The sequence below is a fragment of the Maricaulis sp. genome (genome assembly GCF_048270095.1).
Classification (GTDB): domain Bacteria; phylum Pseudomonadota; class Alphaproteobacteria; order Caulobacterales; family Maricaulaceae; genus Maricaulis.
Map to the genome: position 1 here is coordinate 63,905 of NZ_JBLWTL010000007.1, position 23,543 is coordinate 87,447.

Consider the following 23,543-nt stretch of genomic DNA (forward strand, 5'->3'; position numbering starts at 1 on the left):
GGGTGCGGCAGAGGGACGGTTTTGTGCTTTGTCCCCCCATCTCTGGCGCGCTAAGTCACAGATATGAGCCCCGTCACCGCGCCCTCGTCCCTGCCGCCCGTCTTCCAGGCCTGGTTTGCCGCGCGTGGCTGGACGGTGCGCCCGCATCAGCTGGCGATGATCGAGGCCGCGGCCCGCGGCGAGGATGCGCTGCTGATCGCACCGACCGGCGGCGGCAAGACGCTGGGTGGCTTCCTGCCCAGCCTGATCGAACTCGCCGCATTGTCGGAAACCACTCCGAAGCAACGCCCCCACCGGCTGCACACCCTCTATATCTCGCCGCTCAAGGCGCTCTCGGTCGATGTCGCGCGTAACCTGACCACGCCCGTCGCCGACATGGGGCTCAATCTGCGCATCGAGACTCGCACCGGCGACACCTCGCCGTCCAAGCGTCAGCGTCAGCGTGCCTCACCGCCCGATATATTGCTGACGACGCCCGAACAGCTGGCCCTGTTTTGCGCCTCGCCGAATGTCTCGACCTTTTTTGCCGACCTGAAGCATATCGTGATCGACGAGATCCACGCCCTCGCACCGCAAAAGCGCGGCGACCTTCTGTCCCTGGCGCTGGCCGCGATCTCGCGCTGGGCGCCTGATGCGCGTCGCGTCGGCCTGTCGGCGACGATCAAGGATGAGGGTGAGCTGGCGCGCTGGCTGACGCCGCAGAATCCCGGCGAGCCGGAGCGGCAGGCGGCGATCATCCGCGGGGCACCCGGCGCACGGCCGGAGGTCGAAATTCTTGAGCCAGAGGAACGCATACCCTGGGCGGGGCATTCGGCCCGCCACGCGATGGGCGATGTCTATCAGCGCATCAAGGCCGCACGGTTGGCGCTGGTCTTCGTCAACACGCGCTCCCAGGCCGAGTTCACTTTCCAGGAGCTCTGGCGTCTGAATGAGGACAAGCTGGCGATTGCCCTGCACCACGGGTCCTTGGCCCCGGAGCAGCGGCGCAAGGTCGAGGCGGCGATGGCGGCGGGCCAGCTTGATGCGGTGGTGTGTACCTCGACGCTCGATCTGGGCATTGACTGGGGCGATGTCGATCTGGTCATCCAGATGGGCGCGCCGAAGGGCTCTTCACGCCTGATCCAGCGGCTCGGCCGTTCCAATCACCAGCTCGACAAGCCCTCTCGCGCCTTGCTGGCGCCCAGCAATCGTTTCGAGCACCTGGAATGCGAGGCCGCGCGCGAGGCCGTCGCTGCCAATGCGCTTGATGGCGAGCCGCTGCACGCCGGCGCGCTCGACGTCCTGGCCCAGCACATTATGGGCCGTGCCTGCGGCGAGCCGTTTGCGGCTGATGCGCTGTTCGACGAAATCCGCACCGCCGCTCCCTATGCCGGGCTGGACCGTGACACATTCGACCGGGTGCTCGATTTTGCTGCGACCGGCGGCTATGCGCTGAACAGCTATGAGCGTTTCCGCCGCATGGTGAAAACGCGCGACGGCTTGTGGGCCGCGCGCGCGCCGCAAATCGCCCAGCGCCACCGGCTCAATGTCGGCACCATTGTTGAAGCGCCGATGCTGGACGTCGTGGTCTCCTCGCGTGGCCGCGGCGGACAGCGACTGGGTCAGGTGGAAGAGTATTTCATCGAGCAATTGGCACCGGGTGACACCTTCCTGTTTGCCGGCCAGGTGCTGCGTTTTGAAGCCATCGAGGAGATGACGGCGCGGGTTACGCGCAGCCAGGATACGACGCCGAAAATCCCCAGCTATAATGGCGGCAAATTCCCGCTTTCCACCTATCTCGCTGCGCGGGTGCGCGAGATTGTGCAGGACCCGGCGCGGTGGGCCACCCTGCCGGACCAGGTGTGCGACTGGCTCGACATCCAGCGCCTGCGCTCAAGCTTGCCACGAGCCGACGGTCTGCTGGTTGAGACCTTCCCGCGCGCAGCGCATTTCTATCTCGTCTGCTATCCGTTCGAAGGCCGTCTGGCGCACCAGACGCTGGGCATGCTTCTGACACGGCGGCTGGAACGTCTGCGCATGCGGCCGATGGGCTTTGTCGCCAATGAATATGCTCTCGCGGTCTGGGGGCTGCGCGATATGTCGGGGCTCGATCTCGACGCCCTGTTTGCTGAAGACATGCTCGGTGATGATCTCGAGGCCTGGCTGGCCGAGAGCGATCTGATGAAGCGGACCTTCCGCAATTGCGCGATTATCGCCGGCCTGATCGAGCGCCGCTTTCCCGGCCAGGAGAAGAGCGGCCGCCAGATCACCTTCTCGACCGATCTGATCTACAATGTCCTGCGCGAGCACGAGCCTGACCATATCCTGTTGCGCGCGGCCTGGATTGATGCCGGTACCGGACTGCTGGATATCCACCGGCTCGGCGAAGCCTTGGCCCGTGTTCGCGGCCATATCGAACACCAGGCGCTCGCCCGCATCTCGCCGCTGGCCGTGCCGGTGATGCTGGAAATCGGCCGCGAATCCGTTCGGGGTGAGGGGCAGGAGAGCATTCTGGTGGATGCCGCTGATGATCTGATCGCGGAGGCGACGCGCCTTGACTGACCCCGTCCGCCCCCGGGCCCATGCCTTCCGCCTCAATGGTGTCGACGCGCTTGCGGATGCCGCCGGGGTGCTGATCCTGCCGGCCAGTGAAACCCTGATCGTCTCCGACCTGCATTTCGAGAAGGGCTCGGCCTATGCTGCGCGCGGCCAGCTCATCCCGCCCTATGATACACGTTCGACCCTGCGACGTTTGGCGGAGCGCATTGCCGATCACCGGCCGCAGCGCGTGATCGCGCTGGGGGACAGTTTTCACGATCTTGGCGCCGATGGCCGCATGGATGATGCCGATGCGGGGGCGCTGCAGGCCCTGGTCGCTTCGGTTGCGGACTGGGTCTGGATCGAAGGCAATCACGACCCCGCCCCGCCGCCGCGCTTTGGCGGCACCATCATGCATGAGTTGAACATTGACGCGTTGACCCTGCGGCATCTGCCCGCCGAGAGTGCGGCACCGGGCGAGATTGCCGGGCATTTGCATCCCTGTGCCAAGGTGAGGGGCAAGGGCCGCGCCGTGCGGGCGCGTTGTTTCGCCACCAATGGCACACGTCTGGTCATGCCCGCCTTCGGGGCATTTACCGGCGGGCTGAATGTGTGTGATGCCGCCTATGATCGCTGTTTTGGTGCCACGCCGGACGCGCTGATCATGGGGGCTGACACGGTCTACCCGGTGGCTGCGGCGAAACTCATCCCTGACAGGGCTCAGTCGCGGCCGAAAATCACCGCCGCGAGATAGCCGGCCAGCATCGCCAGGGCGACACAGAACAGGCCGTAAATCATCGGCGCATTGTGGGCGAATTCATAGACCAGACGCTCGAACCCGGCCTTCTCCACGCGCAAGCTGGTGGTCCGGCTGGCGACCGGTCGGCCGTCGCGGAACAGATAGACCTCGGCTGTGTAGTTGCCGACCGGTGTGCGCGGCGGCATTTTCAGCACGGCGCGGAACAGGCCGCCATCAAGGACATCGACGCCGCCGGGCGTTTCCGCGTAGAGCGCATCGCGGCTGCCGGCGCGCAGGACCGCGGCACGGTAGTTTTCCAGTTCCGCCTCATCGGGGCTGTCCTCGTCCGGACCGGTCTGCGGATGCAGCAGGCTGTCGAGTCCGATGCCATTGCGCGCCAGGGATTCGGGCGGGGCGATGACGTCAATCGGCAGGGAGCTGGCCATCGCGTAATAGCTGGGCACGGTGGGGAAATCGACCGGCGTCGTATTGACCCAGATGCCGAAACTGCGGCGCTTGCGCATGACGCGCAGGTCCTGATCGGGGCCACGCAGAACAACCACAATCTCGTCACGCAAGGTCAGGCCGCGCGTGGCGCCGTAGAGCACCAGCGATGTGCCGGCGAAATTTTCACGGATCTCCACCGTTTCCTGGGTCAGGGCGGCCATGATGCCAGGCGCTTCATTGACCATGGGCTGCTGCACCAGTAGCGCGAGGGCGAGCATCATCATCAGCTGCCCCCTCCGCCATGCGGCAAAACGACAAACATGTCAGCCGGGGTCACGACCAGATCGAGCCCCAGCTTGATGCAGACGCCGACGACCATGATCGCCAGCAGGGCGCGCAATTCCTCGGCCTTGACGTGGCGGCCCGCCCGGGCGCCGAACTGGGCGCCGATCACGCCGCCGACCGTGAGCATCATCGCCAGCACGACATCGACGGTCTGGTTCTGGGCCGCCTGCAGGAAGGTGGTCAGTGCGGTGACGAACAGGATCTGGAACAGCGAGGTGCCGACCACGACATTGGTTGGCATGCGCAGGATGTAGATCATTGCCGGCACGATCACGAAGCCGCCGCCGACACCCATGATGGCTGACAGCGCGCCAACGAAGAACCCGATCAGGACGGGGGGGATGACGGAGATATAGAGGCCCGAGCGCGGGAAACGCATCTTGAAGGGCAGGGAGTCGATCCAGCCACGCTTGCCACGCTTCACTCCACCCTCGCGCCGTTCCGGCGTCTGGTTGCGGCGCAGGATCGAGCGTACGCTCTCGATGAACATCAGCGCGCCAATCGTGCCGAGGAAGCCGACATAGCTGAGCGAAATGATCAGGTCGATCTGGCCGAGCTCGCGCATGGCGGTGAATATCTGGACGCCGACAATCGAGCCGGCAGCGCCTCCGACCAGCAGCAATGTGCCCATTTTCGGGTCGAGTGTCTGGCGGCGCCAGTGGACCAGCGCGCCGGAAGCCGAGGAGGCGACGATCTGATTGGCCTGGCTCGAAACGGCGACGGCCGGCGGGATGCCGATGAAGAAGAGCAGGGGGGTCAGGAGGAAACCGCCGCCGACACCAAACATGCCCGACAGAAAACCCACACCCGTACCCAGTCCCAACAGCAAGAAGATGTTTACCGAGATCTCGGCGATCGGGAGATATATTTGCACCGCCCGCTACCCCGCCGCAGCGCGTTCGAGCCGGTCGAGCAGGCCGGAATCAACACGCCCGGTTTGCGGTAATCCCTGATCGACTTCGAAGGCCATCACGGCGTCATAGGTCTGGCCGCCGATCATGCCGTCAATCGGTCCCGGCGAATACCCCAGTGCGGCCAGGAAGCCCTGGGCGCGGTAGACGTCATCGGTATTGGCCACCGGTGCCTGTTCCCACGGCAGATCGCGATAGAGGCCATTGGCCTGGGCATCGATTGGGCGGGGCTGGAAGGAGGAGGTGATGCGGCGAGCTTCCACGAGGGCGGCCGGCTCCATCATTTCCTCAAGCGCGGCGGCGCGCTGGGAGGCGGTCGGGTCAGATTCGCTGGCGGCAATCGAATACCAGGTGAAAGCATCGGGCACGCTCAATGGCACACCCTGGCCGCTCTCGAACAACAGGGCGAGATTGAACTGGGAATCGCGCAGGCCGAGTAGGGCCGCTTCCTGGAACCAGCGGGCGGCCTCGTCGAAATTCACGGCTGTGCCGGTTCCGTAATAATGCATCACGGCCAGATTATGCATCGCCCGGCGGTGGCCGGCATTGGCGGCGCGTTCGGTCCAGCGGCGGGCCGCTTCCAGATCGATGCTGACACCTTCGCCGGTCTCGAGCAATTTGCCATAGCGGTACTGCGCTGACGGGACGCCCTGTTCGGCGGCGCGGCGCAGCAGGATGGCGGCGGTCGCGGTATCGCCGCTATCCAGACTGCGCATGCCGAGCAAATAGCGCGCCACAGGATTTCCATCGGCAGCGGCACTTTCGAGCGTGTTGGCGCCACTATTTGTAGTGCTGCGTGCCGCGGTTCGGCTGGGCTCCTGCGGCGTGGGCATGGTGAGCGGAATGGTATTGCCCGAAGCGTCGGCGACGGCATTGGCAGGCGCCGTCTGACGCGTGGCTGTCGTGTCGCTGGTGGTGGCGCGAGGCTCGGTACCGGCGCTATCGCCGGGATTAGCTGCTGGGTTCGGCGTCGTTTCGGTCGTGGCCGGATCGGCGGCAGTTGCGGGCGCGGCTGTGCCTGGTGCGGCGAGATCTGCAGTGGCAAAACCGGCTTCGACCGAGGCAACGAAACTGCGCTCTTGCACAGCATTGGCCGCCTGGCTGGCGGCATCGCCGCGAATGGCTTCCCAAACCAGGATGGCGCCGGCTCCACCGAGCATGACCAGGGCGACGACGGGCAAGGCGATGAGCAGGGTGCGGCCGAGCTTGGACGGGCGGCTGCCCTGATCATAATCGACGGTCGAGCTCTGGGTGCGGGTGCGTTCGCGCGCTGAAGCCAGGAAGTCGGCATCCGCCGTGGCGCCAATCCGCTGGCCCGGACGTGGTCCCGATTGTTGTGGTGCGGCCTGCGGCGCGGGTTCTGGTCTTGCCGGTACCGGTTGCGGCACAGCCTGCAATGTGGGGTGAGGCGCGGCTTGTGGGGCGGGCGCGGCGGGCGGACGCACGGGCTGTGAGATGGCGGATTGCGGCGCCGTCGCAGCGGCGACCGGGCGTGGCTGTGGTGCCGGCTGAGGCGCCGGTGCCGAGGCGGGCTGGGGGGCGCGCAAGACCGGTGCGGCCAGCGGTTGAGCGGCCGCGGCTGGCTGCGCTGGTGGCTCGGGCGTCAGGAAAGGATCGGCATCGTCGGGCGCGTAGTGGCTGCGGGGCGTTTCGGCCTGGGGCGGCGGTGCCAGCGGTGTGTCGAAGTCGATCGGCTCGGCCACAGGTGCTGGCGCGCCGACTTCAGCGACAATGGCCTCCGCTTCGGCCTCGGCCTCAGCGCCAGAATCGGCGTCGTCCTCCTGCTTGCGGGCCTCGCTGGCTTCGAGCCGGTCGGCCAAGGCTGACATGGCGCGTTGCACCGGCGAGAGGACTTCTTCTGTATCGGCACGCACCGTGGCGAGGCGATCCTTGACGCCACTCATCGCATCCTCGATGCGCTGGGCGGTCCGTTCCTCGGACTGGCGCAGCCGGTCGGCCAATGCTTCGTCGGAGGCTGCCTTCTTCTCGTCCAGACGGGCAATGACCTCGGCCATCCGGTCGGTCGCAGCGGCGACGGCGGTCGAGGATTGCGCCTCGGCATAGCTGATGCGATCGGCCAGCGCCTTGCCCATACGGGTGACTTCATCACCCATCCGGCGCAGCGATTCCTTGCCCTCCTGGCGGACATCATCCAGCCGGCGGTCGATATTCTGTTCCGCACGCGTATCGCGTAGCGCGTCCTGCGTGCGGCGCTCATTCTCTGTCAGGCGCCGTTCGATGGCGCCGGCCAGCTTGGTCAGCTCATGGCCGAGCTTGTGCATGCCATCACCCTGGCGGCGTTCGGCATCATCAATGCGGCCCAGTGCCTGGGTAAGCGCGTTCTCGAGCCGGTCGACCCGGGGCTCGGCTGCAACATTGCTCAGGGCGCTGGCGAGCTGGGAGCGGGTCTCGGCAATCATGCCGGCGACTTCGCTGGACAGGCGGTCGAAGCGGCGTTCCAGTTCGACATTATCCCCGGAATTGCGCGATTCCAGAGTCTTGAGTCGGCCTTCAAGGCGCGCGACCGTGGTGTCGAGCGTGCGCGCGGCATCATTGGTCTGGCGCTCGGCGCCCTCAACCCGCAGGCGCAGGCTGTCGGTCGCGCGGTGCAGTCCGTTGAGAACCTCGCCCGAGCGCTCATCGCGCCGCTTGGCCTGGTCGGCCAGATCGGCGGCGCGGTGCTCGGCCCGTTCCAGCTTCAGCGCCAGCGCCTCGGCGGATTTGCGGGCGGCCTCGCCCTGATCCTTGACATGCTGGCCGGTGTCGTGGAGCCGCGCGGCCACGTCGTTCTCATGTTCATAGAGCCGGCGTGCCAGTTTCATGATGGTTGTTTCGATGGCCTTGCCGGCTTCGGGATTGCCCGTCACCTGACCGGATTCCATCTGCGCGATCCGGCCGGCCAGATCGTCCTGGCCCTGTCGCACCCGGCCCAGATCCTCGCGCGTTTCCTCGAGTTGTTCCGCCTGGCGTTCGCTAGTGCGGCCCACCTTGTCGACGAGCTGGTTGATGGCCTTGTCGAGACTGCCGAGTGTTTGTGAGGACTGGTGTTCGGCCGCTTCAATGCGTTCGGTGAGCCGATTGACCATGGCGCGCAGCAGACGGTCTTCGCCGGGCTCGACCGGGCTGGCACCGCCGCCAAAGCCCGGAAAACCTTCCAGCGCGTCGTCCCAGCTCGGATTGGCGGGATCGGAATCGTCGAGAATCACCCGGTTGAGCCACTCGCCCAGGGTAACCCCGTCATGACGCGCCGCCGTCTTGGCACGCGCCCGAGCGCGGGGATCGATTCCCTTGACGCTCCAAGGACCTGCAGACGACATGCGAATCGCTCACCTAATTGCCCAGGCTCAAGCTACCGGGCGGTTAATATTGTGTAAACCAAGGCTGGTAACGCTATATGTAGTGTTTCCACACCCAATGCTGGAAAACGACGCCAAAACGCCGAAATCCTGAGTCTGAACAAGGCTCCGACTCGGTTAACGCGGCGTAAAACCTGTGGGTAAATGGCGTTAATCTCTGTCGGTGGGCGGTTCAGTTTCCGCGTCGGCCTCGGCTGGGTCCGTGGAAGGAGCCTGGGCCGGCGCCTCGACCAACGGCTCGACTGGCGCGTCGACTGAGGCCTCATCGGGCGTTTCAGCTGGCGCTTCGACCGGGGGCTCGACTGGCGTGTCAACCCGGGCCACGGCCGGGGCCGGGGGTGGGCGGAAATAATTGGGCGCAATCGCCTGCAATTGCGCATTCATAACGCCGGCTTCGCGAACCGGCGGTGTCGTTGCGGCGGCGGGCAGGCTGACGGCAATATCGAACAGCATCCAGGCCGATTCGACATCGGCCTGGCTCGCCGCATAACGGCCTGCATGCCAATAGGTCAGCGCGCAATGCGGGTCGGCCTGGGCGCTGGCGGCGAACAGGCTCAAGGGATCGAGCTCCGGGGCGTGGGCGGCGTCAGAGGTGCGCAGCGCTGCCAGGGTCTCGGCGGCGAGCAGATTGGCGGCCGCTCCAGCCAGATCACCACGGTCGAGATAGGGGCGCAGGCCCTCCAGCGCGGCCGCGCGGTCGCCCTGCAGATCCGCAAGCGTCGACATCAAAGCCTCGAACTGTTCGTTGCCGAGGCCGGCGGCAACGAGTTGCGAGATCCGTATGCACAAGGGGTCGGTCGACCGCGTCGGGCAGGCGCCCAGGTGATGGGACGCCTGGTACAGCATCAGCAGCGCGCCGGGCTTGTCGCCAGCGCTGGCAGCGGCCTGTGCGGCGTCAAGGAAAACGGCTTCATCGGGGCTGCCGCCCGGGTGGGCCGCGGCGTTGAGGCCGGCATGGGCAATGGCGGCGAGTTCCGGGTCAGACCAGTCATAATTGGCGGCTGGCGCGGCCGGCAGGTTTTCGGGCCAGGGAAAGCGCGCCGTACTCTCGCCGGCGCTGAGCCGGCTCCAGACTTCGCGCCGGCCATCCGGGCTGCTCGGGCTAAAGACGATGAAGCCAAACCGCTCGGGAATGCCGGTCAGCGTGCTCATGATATTGAGAGCGTCCGGATGGATAGGTGTCGTGTGGCGCAGCCAGCGCCGGAAGAGTTCGACATCGGCCGGGCTGCCGTCTTCGCCTGGCGTGATGCCGAGAATGACGGCGCCGTCGGGATTGCGGCGGATTTCCTGCGCGCCGGTTTCCGTGGTGGTGAGTTGCATCGGCACTTCGGCGAGCCGCACGCCCATCGCTGCTTCAATCCAGAAGCGTTCGAACCGGCTGCCATCGGGGCCGGTCACTTCGTCGAGTTCGCCGCCACGCGTGTAGAAGGTAAAGGTATCCATCTGCCGGTGGACATAGCCGATCACCGGGCGGTTGCGCATTACCGGTCCGGTCGGGGTCGCGACCCGGGTCAGGATGCGCTCCTGGCTGAAATCAATCACGGCTGCGCCGGGGTCGGTGGCCTCGGTGACATAACCATCGCCAATGACGACTTCGCGCGTCTCGCTGGACTGCTCCGTTCCGTCGAGGTCAAAGCGTTCGATGCGCCAGCGCGTGCGCAGGACCTGTTCGGCGGTCTCGCCGCGGGCGGCGAGATAGTCGTCGCGGTTCAGGAATGCACCGGCCGGCGCGTAGACCGGAATTTCGGCCGCGGCCTCCTCCGGCGCGACAGGGCTGCGCTGGACGATGGAAAACGGATCGTCGGCGGCTTGCCGGGCGAGCGCCGGCGTGGCGGCAGGGGCGGCTGCAAGGGCGAGCAGGGCCAGCAGCCAAGAGTGTGTGGATCGGGTCATGCGCTAACATTGCCGCGCGGCGATCCTCGAGGGAAGGGGGGACGGTAAAAAGACCTGCATCTCGGTCCGGAAAATCAAAATGACGTTGACGTTCGCGTCAACGTGTGCGCATAAGAATGGCATGATTGATCCGGTCGCTCCCGATTCCGAATTCACCATCCGCGAACTCGCGCAGGAGTTCGATGTCACGCCCCGTACGCTGCGCTTCTATGAGCAAAAGGGCATGATCCATCCGGTCCGGCGCGGCGCCAGCCGCATCTATTCAGCGATCGACCATGCCCGGATCGAGCTCATCCTGCGCGGCAAGCGCGTCGGTTTCGCGCTCGACGAGATCAAGGAAATTCTTGACCTTGAGCCGATCTATCGCGGCGGCCGCGAGCGGCTTGAGCCTGCGATTGAACGGTTCGAGGCGCGGGTGGCTGTCCTCAAGCAGCAGCGCGAGGATGTCGACCATGCCATTGCCGAGCTGCAAGCGGGGCTCGACTGGATGCGTGACCGGCTCGCAGACCGCGAACCGTCTGAAGATGTGCGCCGCCGCGCCCGTGCGTTTGAGGCGCTGGCCGCGGCGCGTCTCGATCCCTGGTCAAGCCTGAACGCGGAATAACCAGAACACTCACACCCTTTCCTTGCCCCCTTTCGCCCGACGGAGATTCACCATGACAACCCCTTATCGCGCCCCGGTTCGTGACCAGCGTTTCATTCTCCATGATGTGCTCAATCTGGCTCAATATGGCGACCTGCCCGGCTTCGCCGATGCTGATGCGGACACAGTCGATGCGATCCTGGAAGAGGGCGGCAAATTCTGTGAGGGCGTGCTCGCACCGCTGTCGCATATTGGCGATGTCGAGGGCTGCGTTCGCGACATGGATGGCAATGTCAAAACGCCGGCAGGTTTCAAGGACGCGTTCAAGCAGATGTCCGAAGGCGGCTGGACAGCGCTTTCGTCAGATCCCGAATATGGCGGTCAGGGCTTGCCGCATGTGCTCAACCTGGCATTCAACGAAATGGTCTCGGCCGCCAATATGGCCTTTGGCATGTATCCCGGCCTAACCCTGGGCGCTGCCGCGGCGCTCCACACCGGTGGCAGCGACGAGCAGAAGCGCCTGTATCTGCCGAAGATGATTTCCTGCCAGTGGGGCGGGACGATGAACCTGACCGAACCGCATTGCGGCACCGATCTGGGCCTGTTGCGTACCAAGGCCGTGCCCCAGGCGGACGGTTCCTACAAGATTACCGGCCAGAAGATCTGGATCTCGTCCGGCGAGCACGACATGGCGGAGAATATCATCCACCTGGTCATTGCCCGTATCGAAGGCGCCCCGGACGGCGTGAAGGGCATCTCCCTCTTCGTGGTGCCGAAATTCCTGCCCGACAGCGATGGCAATCCGGGCACCCGCAACACGCTGAAATGCGGCGGGCTGGAAGAGAAAATGGGCATTCACGGCAATGCCACCTGCGTGATGGATTATGACGAGGCCACCGGCTGGCTGGTCGGGGAAGAAAACAAGGGCCTCAAAATCATGTTTATCATGATGAATGAAGCCCGCCTCGGCGTTGGCTTGCAGGGCTATGCCCTCGCCGAAGCCGCCTACCAGCAATCGCTTGGCTTCGCCAAGGACCGCCTCCAGGGCCGCTCCCTGACCGGACCGAAAAACCCGGAAGGCCCGGCCGATCCGATCATCGTGCACCCGGATGTGCGCCGCATGTTGATGGACCAGAAATCCTTCGTTGAAGGCGCGCGGTGTTTCGCGCTCTGGACCGCGTTGCAGGGCGATCTCGAGGAAAAGGCCTCCGATCCGAAAGTCCGCGAGAAGGCCGGCGATTACATGGCCCTGCTCACCCCGGTGGTGAAGGGTTATCTGACCGGCAAGGGTTTCGACATGGTCTCCAGCGGGCTGCAGATCCATGGCGGATCGGGCTTCACCGAGGAATGGGGCGCCTCGCAATTGCTGCGCGATGCCCGCATCACTCTGATCTATGAAGGCACGAACGGTATCCAGGCGCTTGACCTGGTCGGTCGCAAGCTGGCGATGAATGGCATGCGCCCGATCATGAGCTTCTTCGCCGAGCTCGACGCCTTTGTCGCCGAGGGTGGCGGCGAGAGCGAGCAGGTCTTTATCGCCGCGGTTGCCGATTGCAAGGCCAAGCTTGAGGAGGCCACCAATTGGCTGGTCGAGAATGGTTTGAAGAATTTCGACCATGCCGGCGCCGCCTCGCATGACTATCTCCAGCTCTTCGGCCTGACCTGCCTGACCTATATGTGGGCCAAGATGGCCAAGGTTTCGGCCGCGAAAATCGCCGCCGGCGACGGTGACCCGATCTATGCCAACAAGCTCAAGACCGGCCTCTATTTCATCGAGCGCTGGGTGCCGGAAGGCGCGATGCATCTGGCCAAGGTCAAGACCGGTGCCGATGCGATGATGGCGCTGGCGGCGGAGGATTTCTGAGGGCGCGCCTGAGCAGGGCAGCCAGGACAAGAAACGATACGAGCACCATAACACTGGGGAGTGGGTGATATGCAGGATCCGTTGAACGTACCCAAGCCGGCCTGGCTTGACCGTGAAGACGTCAATATCTTTTCCGACGCCATTGCCGGCTTCCTCGACAAGGAATGCGCGCCCAATGCGGATCGCTGGGAAGCGGCCGGCATTGTTGATCGTGAGCTCTGGTACAAGGGCGGCGAGGCCGGCCTGCTCGTGCCGTCATGCCCGGAGGAATATGGCGGCGCCGGCGGCGACTGGCGCCATGACTACGTCTTCCACATGCAGGCCTCGATGCGTGGCACTGGCGGCTGGGGTGCCTCGCTGCACAATTCCATCATCGGCCCCTATATCTGGCATTACGGCTCGGAAGAGCAAAAACACGCCATCCTGCCGCAAATGGTCTCGGGTGAACTGGTCGGCGCCATCGCGATGAGCGAGCCGGGTGCCGGTTCCGATTTGCAGGCGATCAAGACCACTGCCGTCAAGGACGGCAATGGCTATCGCATCAATGGCGCAAAGACCTTCATCACCAATGGCGGCACCGCCAATCTGATCATCGTCGTCGCCAAGACCGATGCGTCAAAGGGCTATGACGGCACCTCGCTTTTCCTCGTCGAGACCGACGGGCTGGAAGGCTTCCGTCGTGGAAAATTGCTCGACAAGGTCGGGCTGAAATCCCAGGACACCGCCGAGCTTTTCTTCGACAATGTCTGGGTGCCGGCCAGCGCCCTGCTCGGTCCGGAAGAGGGCCAGGGCTTCATCCAGCTGATGCAGCAATTGCCGCAGGAACGCCTGCAGATCGCTGTCCAGGGTGTCGGCGTCATGAAACGCGCCCTGATCGAGACCATTGCCTATGTGAAAGAGCGCGAGGCCTTCGGCCGCCCGATCATCAAATTCCAGAACACCCAGTTCAAACTCGCCGAGTGCAAGACCAAGGCGACGCTGGCGGAAGTCTTCGTCCACCATTGCTCCGAACGCCTGCTGGCCGGAACGCTCGATGTCTCGACCGCCTCGATGGCGAAATACTGGGTCTCGGACGTTCAGAATGAAGTCGTCGACGAATGCGTGCAATTGCATGGCGGCTACGGCTTCATGAATGAATATCCCATCGCCAAAATGTGGCGCGACAGCCGCGTCCAGCGTATCTATGGCGGCACCAATGAGATCATGAAACTGCTGATCGCAAGGTCGTTATAGGGCTTATTGGAAGCGAACCATGTACACGCCGAAATATTTCAGGATTGAAGACCAGGCCTCGCTCTCGGCGCTGATGCGAGCCTATGATTTCGCCATTGTCCTGGTGCCCGGTGAGCCGGATCTGGCGGCGACGCATATACCGCTCAAGCTTGATGATGGCCGCCAGATGCTGATCGGCCATGTTGCCCAGGCCAATCCGATCGCCCAGGCGATCCGTGACGGCAAAGAGGCGGTGGCGATCTTCTCCGGCCCGCATGCCTATGTCTCGCCGACCTGGTATTCCGACCCCGACAATAATGTGCCGACGTGGAACTACATGGCCGTGCATGCTTTCGGGCATTTCATCCCGCTCGAGGGCGAGGCGGCGGAACGTTCGCTCTCGGCCCAGATCGCCGATTTCGAGTCTGATTGGCGCATCACCAATATCGAGCTCGGCCAACGCGTCCGGCTCGAGAGCGCGATCCAGGCCTTCGAATTCAAGATTGTCCGCCTCGAGGGCAAGGCCAAGCTCTCGCAAAACAAGCCGGCCAAGGAGCGCATGCTGATCGCCAAGGCGCTCGAAGCGCGTGGCGAAAACGCCGTGGCCCACCATATGACTGAAGTCGGGGCGGAAGAATGATGCCCCTGAACAGATTTACCCCATCGGTCCGGACACTGTCCGGCCCATTCCCCCGGTCAGCCGGGGGCAAAAGCGACCTTCAGAAGTCGAAACAACTTAGTCGATAGAGCATTCAACCCGAACACGGGAAAGGACGTTACATGACCGAAGCTTACATCTATGACGCCGTTCGCACGCCGCGCGGCAAGAAGAAGAATGGCGCGCTCAATGCGATCACCTCGCTTCAGCTGGCGACCCAGCAGCTGCAGGCGATCCGCGACCGCAACGGGCTCGACACCGCGCTGGTGGATGATGTCATCATGGGCTGTGTCTCACCGGTTGGCGAACAGGGTGCTGATATTGCGCGCTCGGCGGTGATCAATGCCGGCTATGCCGAAAGCACGGCCGGCTTCCAGGTCAATCGCTTCTGTGCCTCGGGACTGGAAGCGGTCAATCTCGCTGCCGCCAAGGTGATGTGCGGTGAAGCCGATTTCGCGATCGGTTCCGGCGTTGAATCCATGAGCCGCGTGCCGATGGGCAGTGATGGCGGTGCCATGGGCGTCGATCCGGAAATGAGCTTCGACCACTATATCGTGCCGCAGGGCATTTCCGCTGATCTGATCGCGACCAAGCATGGTTTCAGCCGTGATGATGTCGATGCCTATGCGATGGAAAGCCAGCGTCGCTCGGCCCAGGCCTGGGCCGAAGGCCGGTTCAAGAAGTCCATCGTGCCAGTCAAGGACCAGCTCGGCCTGACTATTCTCGACCATGACGAGCACATGCGTCCCGGCACCGATATGCAGGCGCTCGGCAGCCTGAAATCGGCCTTCAAGGACATGTCCGATTTCGTCGGTTTTGAAGCCGTGGCGCTGCAGCGCTATCCCGAGATCGAATATCTCAACTGGGTCCATACCGGCGGCAATTCCTCCGGCATCGTCGATGGTTCCTCGGCCGTGCTGATCGGTTCCAAGGAAGCGGGCATCAAGGCCGGCCTCAAGCCACGCGCCCGCATCCGCTCAATGGCCTCGATTGGTTCCGAGCCGACCATCATGTTGACCGGCCCGGTCGCTGTCACCGCCAAGGCTCTGAAAAAGGCCGGCATGTCATCCAAGGACATCGATCTGTGGGAGCTCAATGAGGCGTTTGCCGCCGTCGTGCTGCGGCTGATGCAGGCCTATGAAATCCCGCACGACATCATGAACGTCAATGGCGGCTCGATCGCCATGGGTCACCCGCTCGGTGCCACCGGTGCGATGATCCTCGGGACCTTGCTCGACGAGATGGAGCGGACCGACAAGGAAACCGGCCTTGCGACGCTCTGCGTCGGCGGCGGCATGGGTACTGCGACCATTATTGAACGCGTTTAATCGGATCGATCAGGAGACAACACGATGAAAAACTTCACATTCGAGATCGACGCCGACGGTATTGCTCTCATCACCTTCGACAGCCCCGGCAAGTCGATGAATGTCATTTCCGCCGACGTGATGACGGATTTTGACACGCTGACGGCCAAGATTGCCTCAGACGACAGCGTCAAGGGCGCGGTCATCACCTCCGGCAAGGATGCGTTCTGCGCCGGTGCCGACCTGTCCGAACTGGGCGGGTCTGCCGCCGAATATGCCAAGCTTCCCCAAGACGAGATGAAGGCCAAGCTGTTCGAGCAATGCTTCCGTCTCAACAAGACGTTCCGGGCGCTGGAAACCTGCGGCAAGCCGGTTGCGGCTGCGATCAATGGCCTCGCCCTTGGCGGTGGTTTCGAGATCGCACTCGCTTGTCATTACCGCGTCATGCCGTCGGATAATTCCAAGGCCAAGCTGGGCCTGCCCGAAGCCATGATCGGCGTTCTGCCCGGCGGCGGTGGCACCCAGCGCCTGCCGCGTCTGGTCGGCCTGATGAATGCTGCGCCAATCCTGCTGCAAGGCAAGCAGATCGACGCCAATACGGCGCTGGCCCAGGGCATTGTCCACGCCGTCGTGCCCATGGCCGAGCTGGTCGCCAAGGCCAAGGAATTGGTCAAGGAAAACAAGCTCGCGTCGAAACAGCCCTGGGATGCTGACAAGTTCCGCTTCCCCGGTGGTGGCCCTTACCATCCGGCCGGTGCGCAAATGTTCGGCGCTGCCAGCCCCATGCTGCGCAAGACCACCTATGGCAATTACCCGGCCCAGCGCTACATCCTGTCCTGCGTTTATGAAGGCGCCCAGGTCTCCATGGATGAGGCGATCCAGATCGAGAGCCGCTATTTCACCAGGCTGATGCTGCGGCCTGAAAGCCGCAATATGATCCGCTCGATCTTCCTGTCCAAACAGGCGCTCGACAAGGGTGGCCGCCGTCCGGCCAGCCAGACCAAGGGCGAGATCAAGAAGGTCGGCGTCATCGGTGCCGGCTTCATGGGCGCAGGCATTGCCACGGTTTCGGTCCAGGCCGGGATCGAGATTGTCCTGATCGACGCTACGCAAGAAGGCGCTGAAAAGGGCAAGCAGCATGCGATGGATTATTTTGCCGGCGGCGTGAAGCGCGGCAAGGTTTCCCAGGAAAAGGCCGACAAGCTGGCCGGCATGATCACCCCGACTACCGATTACGCCCTGTTGAAGGATGTCGATCTGGTCGTCGAGGCGGTGTTCGAGAATTCCGAACTCAAGCACAAGATCACCAAAATGGCCGAGGATGTCATTCCCGAAGGCGCCGTGTTTGGCTCCAACACTTCCTCGATCCCGATCACCTCGCTGGCCACCGCCTCCAAGCGTCCTGACCAGTATATCGGCATCCACTTCTTCTCGCCGGTCGAGAAGATGAACCTGGTCGAGATCATCATGGGCGAGAAGACGGGCGATTATGCCCTCTCGCGCGCGATCGATTTCGTCACCCGGATCAAGAAGACCCCGATCGTCGTTGCCGATACGCGTGGCTTCTACGCCAATCGTTGCGTGATGCGTTTCATCGGCGAGGGCATGAATATGCTCGCCGAGGGCATCAAGCCGGCCCTGATCGAGAATGCGACCAAAATGGCCGGCATGCCGGTTGGTCCGCTTTCCCTGCAGGACGAGGTTGCGCTGGATCTCGGCGTGAAGCTGATCAAGCAGACCAAGGCCGATCTCGGCACCGCCTACAAGCCCTCGCCGACCGAACCCATCCTGTTCAAGATGGTTGAGGAATATGAGCGTTTCGGCCGCAAGAATGGCAAGGGCTTCTACGACTACCCGGCCGAAAAAGGCCAGCCCAAGCGGTTATGGCCCGAGCTGGAGCAGTTTGCTCCGGGCGGTAAATACGCGGAAGACCAGCCATCGGCCGACGAGATCAAGGACCGCATCCTCTACACCCAGGCGCTCGAAGCGGCGCGCTGTATGGAAGAGGGTATTGTCCAGGATCCACGCGAAGCCGATGTCGGCTCCATCCTCGGCTGGGGTTTCGCACCCTATACCGGCGGGGCGCTGAGCTTCATCGACACGGTCGGGGCAGCCGCCTTCGTCAAGCGTGCCGATGAGCTGGCAAAGGCCTATGGCGAGCAATTCGCCGTGCCGGCCCTGCTGCGCGAAATGGCCAAAAAGGGCGAGACTTTCTACGGCCGCTTCGGCAAGGAAGCCGCCGCCGCCTGATTGGCAGTGGCAGACTGAGTGAGGGAAGGCCGGTCCGGTAATCCGGGCCGGCTTTTCTGCGCCCGTGCGCAACTCGCTTCAACTCACTGTAAACCTTTCATTAATCAAATATGACATGCGTGGCGTCGCGAAGTGGCGATGATAAGGCGTCTCATCTAAGTGAGTCGTGACATGGAAATGCGCATGCCCCGTTTTGAACGAATGACGTGGCAGTCGTCCGCGAGGCTTGTTGCCCTTGCCTCCTGGGTCTTGGCGATTGCCTTGACCGGTGGCATGGGCTGGCAGGCCTGGACGGCGATCCAGGAAACCAATCATGCGCCCCGTTACGGTTCAGCCCGGACCGAAACCGTGGCGCGGGTAGCGCATTCGCTCACTGATGCCCAGATTATTGCCCAAAAGGACCGGGTCGTGCGCTAGCAGGCGTACGCCCTTGTTCAAGCCCCGGCCGGGGCCGTGACTGTGCCTGTCTTCCCGATCTGGAATCGAGCGGTATTCCCGTTGACAGCTTACCGCTTGCTCTGTGTGCGGCATGCGTCCAGACTCCTGAAAACATGAGGGAGTCTCGCCATGACTTACACGCTGATCGGCACCGCAGTCTCGCTCTATACCGGCAAGGTGCGCGGCTATCTGCGCTGGAAGAATGTGGCGTTCCGCGAACAGCTTTCGACGGTTGAGACCTATAAGACGGTTATCCTGCCGCGGATTGGCTGGCCCGTTGTCCCGGTCCTGCTGCATGACGATGGTAGTGCGCGTGGTATCGTCGTGCAGGACACCACCGAGATCATCGACTATGTCGAGGCGCACGAGCCGGGACCTTCGGTCTATCCGGACGGGCCGGTGCAGAAGCTGGCGGCGCTGATCCTGGAATTGTTCGGCGATGAGTGGCTGGTCATTCCGGCGATGCATTATCGCTGGGCCTATAATCGCGATTTCGCCCAGGCCGAATTTGGCGCCACTTCCTATCCCGACCTGCCGCCGGACGAGCGCTTTGCGGCGGTGCAGAAATCGGTCGATTTCTTCTCCGGCGCACTCCCGGTTCTGGGCATCGCTCCGGAGAGTGTCGCCGCCGTGGAAGCTTCATTCGAGGCCTTTCTTGCCGCGTTTGATGCGCATCTGGAGCGCCATGACTTCCTGTTCGGCTCGCGGCCCTCGATCGGCGATTACGGTTTTCTCGGACCGCTCTACGCGCATTTGCTGCGCGATCCGGCCTCCGGTGAAATCATGGAAAGACTGGCGCCGCGCGTCGCCGGCTGGGCTCGTCGCACCCATGCACCGCAACACGGCCTGACGGGTGGATTTCTCGGGAATGACGATATTCCGCCAACCCTGATACCGATGCTGGAAATGTTCGCGGCGCAGCAATTGCCGGTCCTCTTCGACACCGCCGTGGCGCTGGCGGAATGGGCCGACGCCAACCCGGATCTTACTGAACTGCCACGTATATTGGGCTTTCACAAAGCCATGATCGGGCATCGTGATACGTCCGTCGAGACCGATCGCGCCATCTTCCCCTATCCGCTCTGGATGCTGCAACGCGTCACCGACCATCTCGCTTCATTGCAGGGAGGTGCGCGTCAGGACGCCGAGAAAATGCTGCGCAGCATTGGCGCAGCAAAGCTAATCGATTTTTCGCTGCCGATCCGGCTGAAGCGGGAAAATTTCACGCTGGTCCGGGGGTGATTTCGCCGAAGCGCCAGACATCCATCGCCAGAACGCCGCGACTCCAGGAATGGTGCAGCAAGTGTCCTGGCTGACCCTGTCCTGCAGCAATGGCGGTGAGAAGCGGCCGGAAATGCTCGGGGGTGGGATGATTGCGCGCCGCATGCGGAGCGTCGCGCCACTGGCTCAGCGCCGCGAGGTCGCCGCGCGCAATCAAGGGCCGGACCCAATCATGGAAGGCGGCCGCGAATGGCGCTGACGGGGCGGTTTCGACCGGCCCAAAGGCATCGGCCAGGGCATGGGTCAGCGAGCCGGAGCCGACAAGCTGAACACCACGTCCGCTCAGAGGAGCAAGGGCGCGGCCCAGGGCGATGGCGGCGGCATCGCTGCGTGGCAGGCTGATCTGGATCACGGGGATATCGGCCTCGGGGCGCATCAGCGCCAGCGGGATCCAGGCACCATGGTCGAGGCCGCGCGAGCGATTGAGGCGCGCCGCGATTCCCGCCATCTGCAACAGGGCATGAATCTCGCCCGCCAGCTCCGGGGCTCCGGCGGCCGGGTAGATGGCCCGTTCCAGCGCCGGGCCGAAACCGCGGAAGTCATGGATGGTCGCGGGCCGCTCCGACGCAGTGATCTCTGCGGTCTCGCTCTCCCAATGGGCCGAGATGACCACAACCGCTGCGGCCAGGTCCGGCAGACCAATCTGCTTGAGGGCCTGGTTGGCTGCCGACCCGTTGAGCAGCAGGTCGGGCGCGCCGTGCGATATAAAAAGTGGTGGCAGGGTCATCGGACCTGTCCGCTTGCTGCATGAAGGAATATACCAAGCATTAACAGGGCGGGCGTTTCGGGTTAATCACAGCAACTGGCGAGTTACTATTTCGCGTGAGGAAATAATGGACCGGATCGACGCCTTGAGACTCTTCTCCTCTGTCGCCGAACTGGGCAGTTTCACCCAGGCCGCCGAACGCGAGGGCATCACGCCCGGCGCGGCATCGAAACAGATCACCGCCCTGGAGACCCGGCTGCAGGCCCGCCTGTTCGAGCGCACGACGCGCTCGGTCCGTCTCACCGAAGCCGGCGGGGCGCTGCTCGACCGGGTGCGGCCCTGGCTGGGCGAATATGATGCGCTGGAAGAGGGCGTCGCCGATGCCCGTTCCGCTCCGGCCGGCCTATTGCGGGTCACGGCCTCGGTCGATTTCGGCTCGCGCCAGCTGATGAGGCCCATTGCCGGGTTCATGGCGGCCTGGCCGGGCGTCGAGGTGCGGCTTTCGCTGGTGGACCGCATGGTCGATCTGGTCGAGGAGGGTTTTGATGTCGGGGTGCGGATCGGCAATCTCGATGACAGCGCCCTGATCGCCCGCCGCCTGGCACCGGCCTGTATGAGCATCGTCGCCTCGCCGGCCTATCTGGCCGCACGGGGCACGCCGCGCCATCCGTCGGAACTGGCCACGCACGACATCATCATCGACCGCAACAAGCCGGCGCCGCAACAGCTCAAATTCACCCGCGGCAGCGAGGAGATCGATGTGCGCGTGTCCGGCCGTCTGACCCTGAATGGGGCCAGCGCCGCAATCGAGGCCGCCGCCGCCGGTGTCGGCATCGCCTGCTCGCCGCGCTATGCCGCCCGGGCCGCACTCGAGGATGGCCGCGTCGTGTCGCTGCTGCCGGACTGGGAGCCGGACCATCGCAATCTCTGGGCCGTTTTCCCGTCAAGCCGCTATCTCACCCACCGGGTACGCCTGTTTGTGGATCACCTCGCCGAGCACTTCACCAGCAGTATTTGACGCTGTGGACAAGTCTGTGGAAACTGTGTGGGACATTTGAAGACAAGCCTGTGGGGAAGCTGTGTATTACTCCAAGGCTCAAGGCAGCTGAAATGCGGGGAAATTGCGGATTCTGCCTGGTCGCGCTTCATGATATACGGCCTGGCGAGGCAAGGATGGATTTCGGGGGAAATCAGATGAAATATTTATGGTTCGTGGGGCTGGTTTGCGCCGGTCTGACCGCTTGTGCGACCACGAATGCCGGCATCGGCGGTGGTGTCGCCAACAGCGCTTTCGATTACGCGCCCTCTCGGGCCAGCCGCAGCGCCGATACGCGCTTCGGTTACCGCCTCGCCGGTGCCGACTGGCAGGGCCGGATGGTCTTCGAATCCGTTGGCGGTGAAGCGCGCGTCGATCTCGCGCTCGACGGACTGGCGAGCGGCGATGCACGCGCGGAATTGCTGATTGCCATGCCGTATCTCGATGGCGGTGTGCGCCGTTATGAGGGCGTGACCGGCGCCGGCACAGCCGTTCTGGTCGAATTGCAGGCGGGGCCATGCCAGGAGCGGGTTGACCTCACCCAGCCATATTTTGCCACCGTCCGCATCGGGCAGGACGAGATCCATGGTTGCGCCGCAGAAGTCGCCCCGGTCGACCGCTGGTCGAATTATCTCGCCGAATACCTGCCGGCGATTGATGCCTGCCTCGCGGAGATGTCCGGCGAGGCCGACCATGTTTCCCTCGCCTATACGCTGTCTGGCGGCGCGACCGGAATCCGGCTGGTTGACCGCGACGGCGGCAGCTGGGAATGCGCCACGCGCGAGGATGGTCAGCGCGTCAATTCGCTGCGCGCGATCAATGCTGCCGATGCCGTGCTCGGCGAGGGCGATCCGATCTTTGTCCGCTCCGCCATGCCGGATGCGATGATGAGCTGCTATGTCTTTGAATCCGTGCGCGAAGCCGATGGCCGACTGATTGGCGCGCTGGGTCATGATACCTGTGATGGCGGTGTTGATCAGAGTATTGGCTGAGGCTGCGCACGGGCCAGGATTTGCCATCCGCCCCGCCGCACTTAACGCGGCCTTAACGCGAAGCGGTGGAGGGCATGCAGATGCGCGCCCTGATCTATCTCTGTCTTGCCCTGTCGATGGCCTCCCCCGCCCATGCCGAACTGCGCGATCTTCGCGCCCGGCTGTCCGGTCAGGAGGGCCTGATCTGGATTGCCTTTGACGGCCAGCCGACCGTTTTGCGCCGGGAGCGCACGGCGTCCGGCCTTGATCTTGTCATTGAGGGCATCGAGGCCAGCCCCCGCCATATCATACCGCGCCGCCGCGAACTGGTGACCGCCATTGAAGTCGAGCCCACCGAACGCGGTGTGCGGATCCAGGTCCGGGGCGCGCAGGCCTGGAGCGCGAGCGAGGCGGAATTACGCCTGGGCGGGGTTCTGGTCCGGGTGCAATTGGCTGCAGGCGCTGCGGCGACCGAGATGGCTCCGGCGGCTCCGGCCTATCCGGCTGCCGCGCCCGGCTGGCAGCCGACGCCGACCACGGGGCATGACCCAGCCTCGCCGGCCTCCATACCGCCGCCCGCGCGCGCCGAGCCGCACACGCCACAGCCACAGACCCCGTCCCGGTCGCCCGCTCCAGCTGAGCCGTCGCGCGCGAGTTCCATGCCGGCCCAGGCCGCCAGCATGGCAGCGGCTGCCTTGCCTGCCGAGCTCACGGCCTGCGCCGATGCGGCAGCAGCGGTCGAGGCGAACCCCTGGGATGATGCGCGGCTGATGCAGCATGCGGGCTGTCTGGCCCGCGCCGGTGAAACGGCCGCGGCCAGCCGCATCTACGAACAAATGCTGGCCTTCGAGCCGGAAAACGTCACCGTGGCTCTGGCCCTCGCGGATCTCCGGCTGCAACAGGGTGATCGCGCCGCAGCCCGGGCGCTGTATTTGCGCGCCGCCAGCCATGCGACCAGCGATTCCGAAGCTCTGCGCGCGCGCGGGCAGGCCCAGTTGCTACAGCCGGAATAATGCTTCAGGTCAGGGG

Annotated in this window: 18 protein-coding genes; 13 read left to right on the forward strand and 5 right to left on the reverse strand. The window is 64.0% G+C overall.

From position 1 onward, the window contains the following. Positions 1-63 precede the first annotated feature (63 nt). Positions 64-2,541 carry a ligase-associated DNA damage response DEXH box helicase gene (locus tag ACN0YJ_RS06235; RefSeq protein ID WP_417495657.1) on the forward strand — a complete coding sequence of 826 codons (2,478 nt, stop codon included), beginning with the start codon at positions 64-66 and terminating at the stop codon, positions 2,539-2,541. Continuing rightward, positions 2,534-3,271, forward strand: a complete 738-nt coding sequence (gene pdeM / locus ACN0YJ_RS06240; RefSeq protein WP_417495658.1) for a ligase-associated DNA damage response endonuclease PdeM — start codon at positions 2,534-2,536, stop codon at positions 3,269-3,271. Before ACN0YJ_RS06235 ends, pdeM begins: the two co-directional genes overlap by 8 nt. Here pdeM and ACN0YJ_RS06245 read toward each other — a convergent pair. From ACN0YJ_RS06245 to ACN0YJ_RS06260, 4 genes are all read right to left on the reverse strand, one after another. Next, a complete protein-coding gene (locus ACN0YJ_RS06245; RefSeq protein WP_417477738.1) occupies positions 3,238-3,987 on the reverse strand; it encodes a TIGR02186 family protein in 750 nt (249 codons plus the stop codon). The genes pdeM and ACN0YJ_RS06245 overlap by 34 nt on opposite strands. Beyond that, complete coding sequence (locus ACN0YJ_RS06250) at positions 3,987-4,922, reverse strand: sulfite exporter TauE/SafE family protein (RefSeq protein ID WP_417495659.1); 936 nt, start codon at positions 4,920-4,922, stop codon at positions 3,987-3,989. The genes ACN0YJ_RS06245 and ACN0YJ_RS06250 overlap by 1 nt, the downstream gene beginning before the upstream one ends. Before the next feature lie 6 nt (positions 4,923-4,928). Continuing rightward, positions 4,929-8,276: a peptidoglycan-binding protein gene (locus tag ACN0YJ_RS06255; RefSeq protein ID WP_417495660.1), complete on the reverse strand. Its 3,348-nt coding sequence runs from the start codon at positions 8,274-8,276 to the stop codon at positions 4,929-4,931. 189 nt (positions 8,277-8,465) lie between these two features. Further along, positions 8,466-10,208 carry a hypothetical protein gene (locus ACN0YJ_RS06260; protein ID WP_417495661.1) on the reverse strand — a complete coding sequence of 581 codons (1,743 nt, stop codon included), beginning with the start codon at positions 10,206-10,208 and terminating at the stop codon, positions 8,466-8,468. A gap of 121 nt (positions 10,209-10,329) precedes the next feature. On the opposite strand from ACN0YJ_RS06260, the gene ACN0YJ_RS06265 reads away from it, so the two are divergent. From ACN0YJ_RS06265 to ACN0YJ_RS06300, 8 genes are all read left to right on the forward strand, one after another. Beyond that, a complete protein-coding gene (locus tag ACN0YJ_RS06265; RefSeq protein ID WP_091769476.1) occupies positions 10,330-10,812 on the forward strand; it encodes a MerR family transcriptional regulator in 483 nt (160 codons plus the stop codon). A gap of 52 nt (positions 10,813-10,864) precedes the next feature. Next, the gene (locus ACN0YJ_RS06270; RefSeq protein WP_417477734.1) at positions 10,865-12,655 is read left to right on the forward strand and encodes an acyl-CoA dehydrogenase C-terminal domain-containing protein; all 1,791 of its coding nucleotides are present in this window, start codon (positions 10,865-10,867) and stop codon (positions 12,653-12,655) included. Positions 12,656-12,724: 69 nt separating this feature from the next. Continuing rightward, the gene (locus tag ACN0YJ_RS06275; RefSeq protein WP_417477733.1) at positions 12,725-13,888 is read left to right on the forward strand and encodes an acyl-CoA dehydrogenase family protein; all 1,164 of its coding nucleotides are present in this window, start codon (positions 12,725-12,727) and stop codon (positions 13,886-13,888) included. A 19-nt stretch (positions 13,889-13,907) separates the two neighbouring features. Next, the gene (locus ACN0YJ_RS06280; protein ID WP_417477732.1) at positions 13,908-14,507 is read left to right on the forward strand and encodes an FMN-binding negative transcriptional regulator; all 600 of its coding nucleotides are present in this window, start codon (positions 13,908-13,910) and stop codon (positions 14,505-14,507) included. A 140-nt stretch (positions 14,508-14,647) separates the two neighbouring features. Then, the gene (locus tag ACN0YJ_RS06285; RefSeq protein ID WP_417495662.1) at positions 14,648-15,853 is read left to right on the forward strand and encodes an acetyl-CoA C-acetyltransferase; all 1,206 of its coding nucleotides are present in this window, start codon (positions 14,648-14,650) and stop codon (positions 15,851-15,853) included. Between the two features lie 24 nt (positions 15,854-15,877). Next, complete coding sequence (locus tag ACN0YJ_RS06290) at positions 15,878-18,082, forward strand: 3-hydroxyacyl-CoA dehydrogenase NAD-binding domain-containing protein (protein ID WP_417495663.1); 2,205 nt, start codon at positions 15,878-15,880, stop codon at positions 18,080-18,082. 183 nt (positions 18,083-18,265) lie between these two features. Continuing rightward, positions 18,266-18,499, forward strand: coding sequence for a hypothetical protein (locus ACN0YJ_RS06295; RefSeq protein ID WP_417495664.1), 234 nt, complete (start codon positions 18,266-18,268; stop codon positions 18,497-18,499). A gap of 150 nt (positions 18,500-18,649) precedes the next feature. Continuing rightward, on the forward strand, positions 18,650-19,762 hold the full coding sequence (locus ACN0YJ_RS06300) for a glutathione S-transferase family protein (RefSeq protein ID WP_417495665.1): 1,113 nt from the start codon (positions 18,650-18,652) through the stop codon (positions 19,760-19,762). Here the strand turns inward: ACN0YJ_RS06300 and ACN0YJ_RS06305 are convergent. Further along, entirely contained in the window at positions 19,743-20,528 is a 786-nt protein-coding gene (locus tag ACN0YJ_RS06305) for a DODA-type extradiol aromatic ring-opening family dioxygenase (RefSeq protein WP_417495666.1), read from the reverse strand. The genes ACN0YJ_RS06300 and ACN0YJ_RS06305 overlap by 20 nt on opposite strands. Before the next feature lie 106 nt (positions 20,529-20,634). Here ACN0YJ_RS06305 and ACN0YJ_RS06310 point away from each other — a divergent pair, with 106 nt between their 5' ends. The 3 genes from ACN0YJ_RS06310 to ACN0YJ_RS06320 all read left to right on the forward strand — a co-directional run bounded on the left by ACN0YJ_RS06310 (position 20,635) and on the right by ACN0YJ_RS06320 (position 23,527). After that, a complete protein-coding gene (locus ACN0YJ_RS06310) occupies positions 20,635-21,525 on the forward strand; it encodes a LysR family transcriptional regulator (protein WP_339739109.1) in 891 nt (296 codons plus the stop codon). 176 nt (positions 21,526-21,701) lie between these two features. Next, positions 21,702-22,535, forward strand: a complete 834-nt coding sequence (locus ACN0YJ_RS06315; RefSeq protein WP_417495667.1) for a hypothetical protein — start codon at positions 21,702-21,704, stop codon at positions 22,533-22,535. Positions 22,536-22,609: 74 nt separating this feature from the next. Next, a complete protein-coding gene (locus tag ACN0YJ_RS06320) occupies positions 22,610-23,527 on the forward strand; it encodes a tetratricopeptide repeat protein (protein WP_417495668.1) in 918 nt (305 codons plus the stop codon). Positions 23,528-23,543 lie beyond the last annotated feature (16 nt).

Excerpts from the sequence above, each read along its gene's own strand:
- ACN0YJ_RS06235 (WP_417495657.1), top strand. The coding sequence starts at position 64 with ATGAGCCCCGTCACCGCGCCCTCGTCCCTGCCGCCCGTCTTCCAGGCC.
- ACN0YJ_RS06245 (WP_417477738.1), bottom strand. The coding sequence starts at position 3,987 with ATGATGATGCTCGCCCTCGCGCTACTGGTGCAGCAGCCCATGGTCAAT.
- ACN0YJ_RS06255 (WP_417495660.1), bottom strand. The coding sequence starts at position 8,276 with ATGTCGTCTGCAGGTCCTTGGAGCGTCAAGGGAATCGATCCCCGCGCT.
- ACN0YJ_RS06260 (WP_417495661.1), bottom strand. The coding sequence starts at position 10,208 with ATGACCCGATCCACACACTCTTGGCTGCTGGCCCTGCTCGCCCTTGCA.
- ACN0YJ_RS06265 (WP_091769476.1), top strand. The coding sequence starts at position 10,330 with ATGATTGATCCGGTCGCTCCCGATTCCGAATTCACCATCCGCGAACTC.
- ACN0YJ_RS06270 (WP_417477734.1), top strand. The coding sequence starts at position 10,865 with ATGACAACCCCTTATCGCGCCCCGGTTCGTGACCAGCGTTTCATTCTC.
- ACN0YJ_RS06275 (WP_417477733.1), top strand. The coding sequence starts at position 12,725 with ATGCAGGATCCGTTGAACGTACCCAAGCCGGCCTGGCTTGACCGTGAA.
- ACN0YJ_RS06280 (WP_417477732.1), top strand. The coding sequence starts at position 13,908 with ATGTACACGCCGAAATATTTCAGGATTGAAGACCAGGCCTCGCTCTCG.
- ACN0YJ_RS06285 (WP_417495662.1), top strand. The coding sequence starts at position 14,648 with ATGACCGAAGCTTACATCTATGACGCCGTTCGCACGCCGCGCGGCAAG.
- ACN0YJ_RS06290 (WP_417495663.1), top strand. The coding sequence starts at position 15,878 with ATGAAAAACTTCACATTCGAGATCGACGCCGACGGTATTGCTCTCATC.
- ACN0YJ_RS06295 (WP_417495664.1), top strand. The coding sequence starts at position 18,266 with ATGCCCCGTTTTGAACGAATGACGTGGCAGTCGTCCGCGAGGCTTGTT.
- ACN0YJ_RS06300 (WP_417495665.1), top strand. The coding sequence starts at position 18,650 with ATGACTTACACGCTGATCGGCACCGCAGTCTCGCTCTATACCGGCAAG.
- ACN0YJ_RS06305 (WP_417495666.1), bottom strand. The coding sequence starts at position 20,528 with ATGACCCTGCCACCACTTTTTATATCGCACGGCGCGCCCGACCTGCTG.
- ACN0YJ_RS06310 (WP_339739109.1), top strand. The coding sequence starts at position 20,635 with ATGGACCGGATCGACGCCTTGAGACTCTTCTCCTCTGTCGCCGAACTG.
- ACN0YJ_RS06315 (WP_417495667.1), top strand. The coding sequence starts at position 21,702 with ATGAAATATTTATGGTTCGTGGGGCTGGTTTGCGCCGGTCTGACCGCT.
- ACN0YJ_RS06320 (WP_417495668.1), top strand. The coding sequence starts at position 22,610 with ATGCAGATGCGCGCCCTGATCTATCTCTGTCTTGCCCTGTCGATGGCC.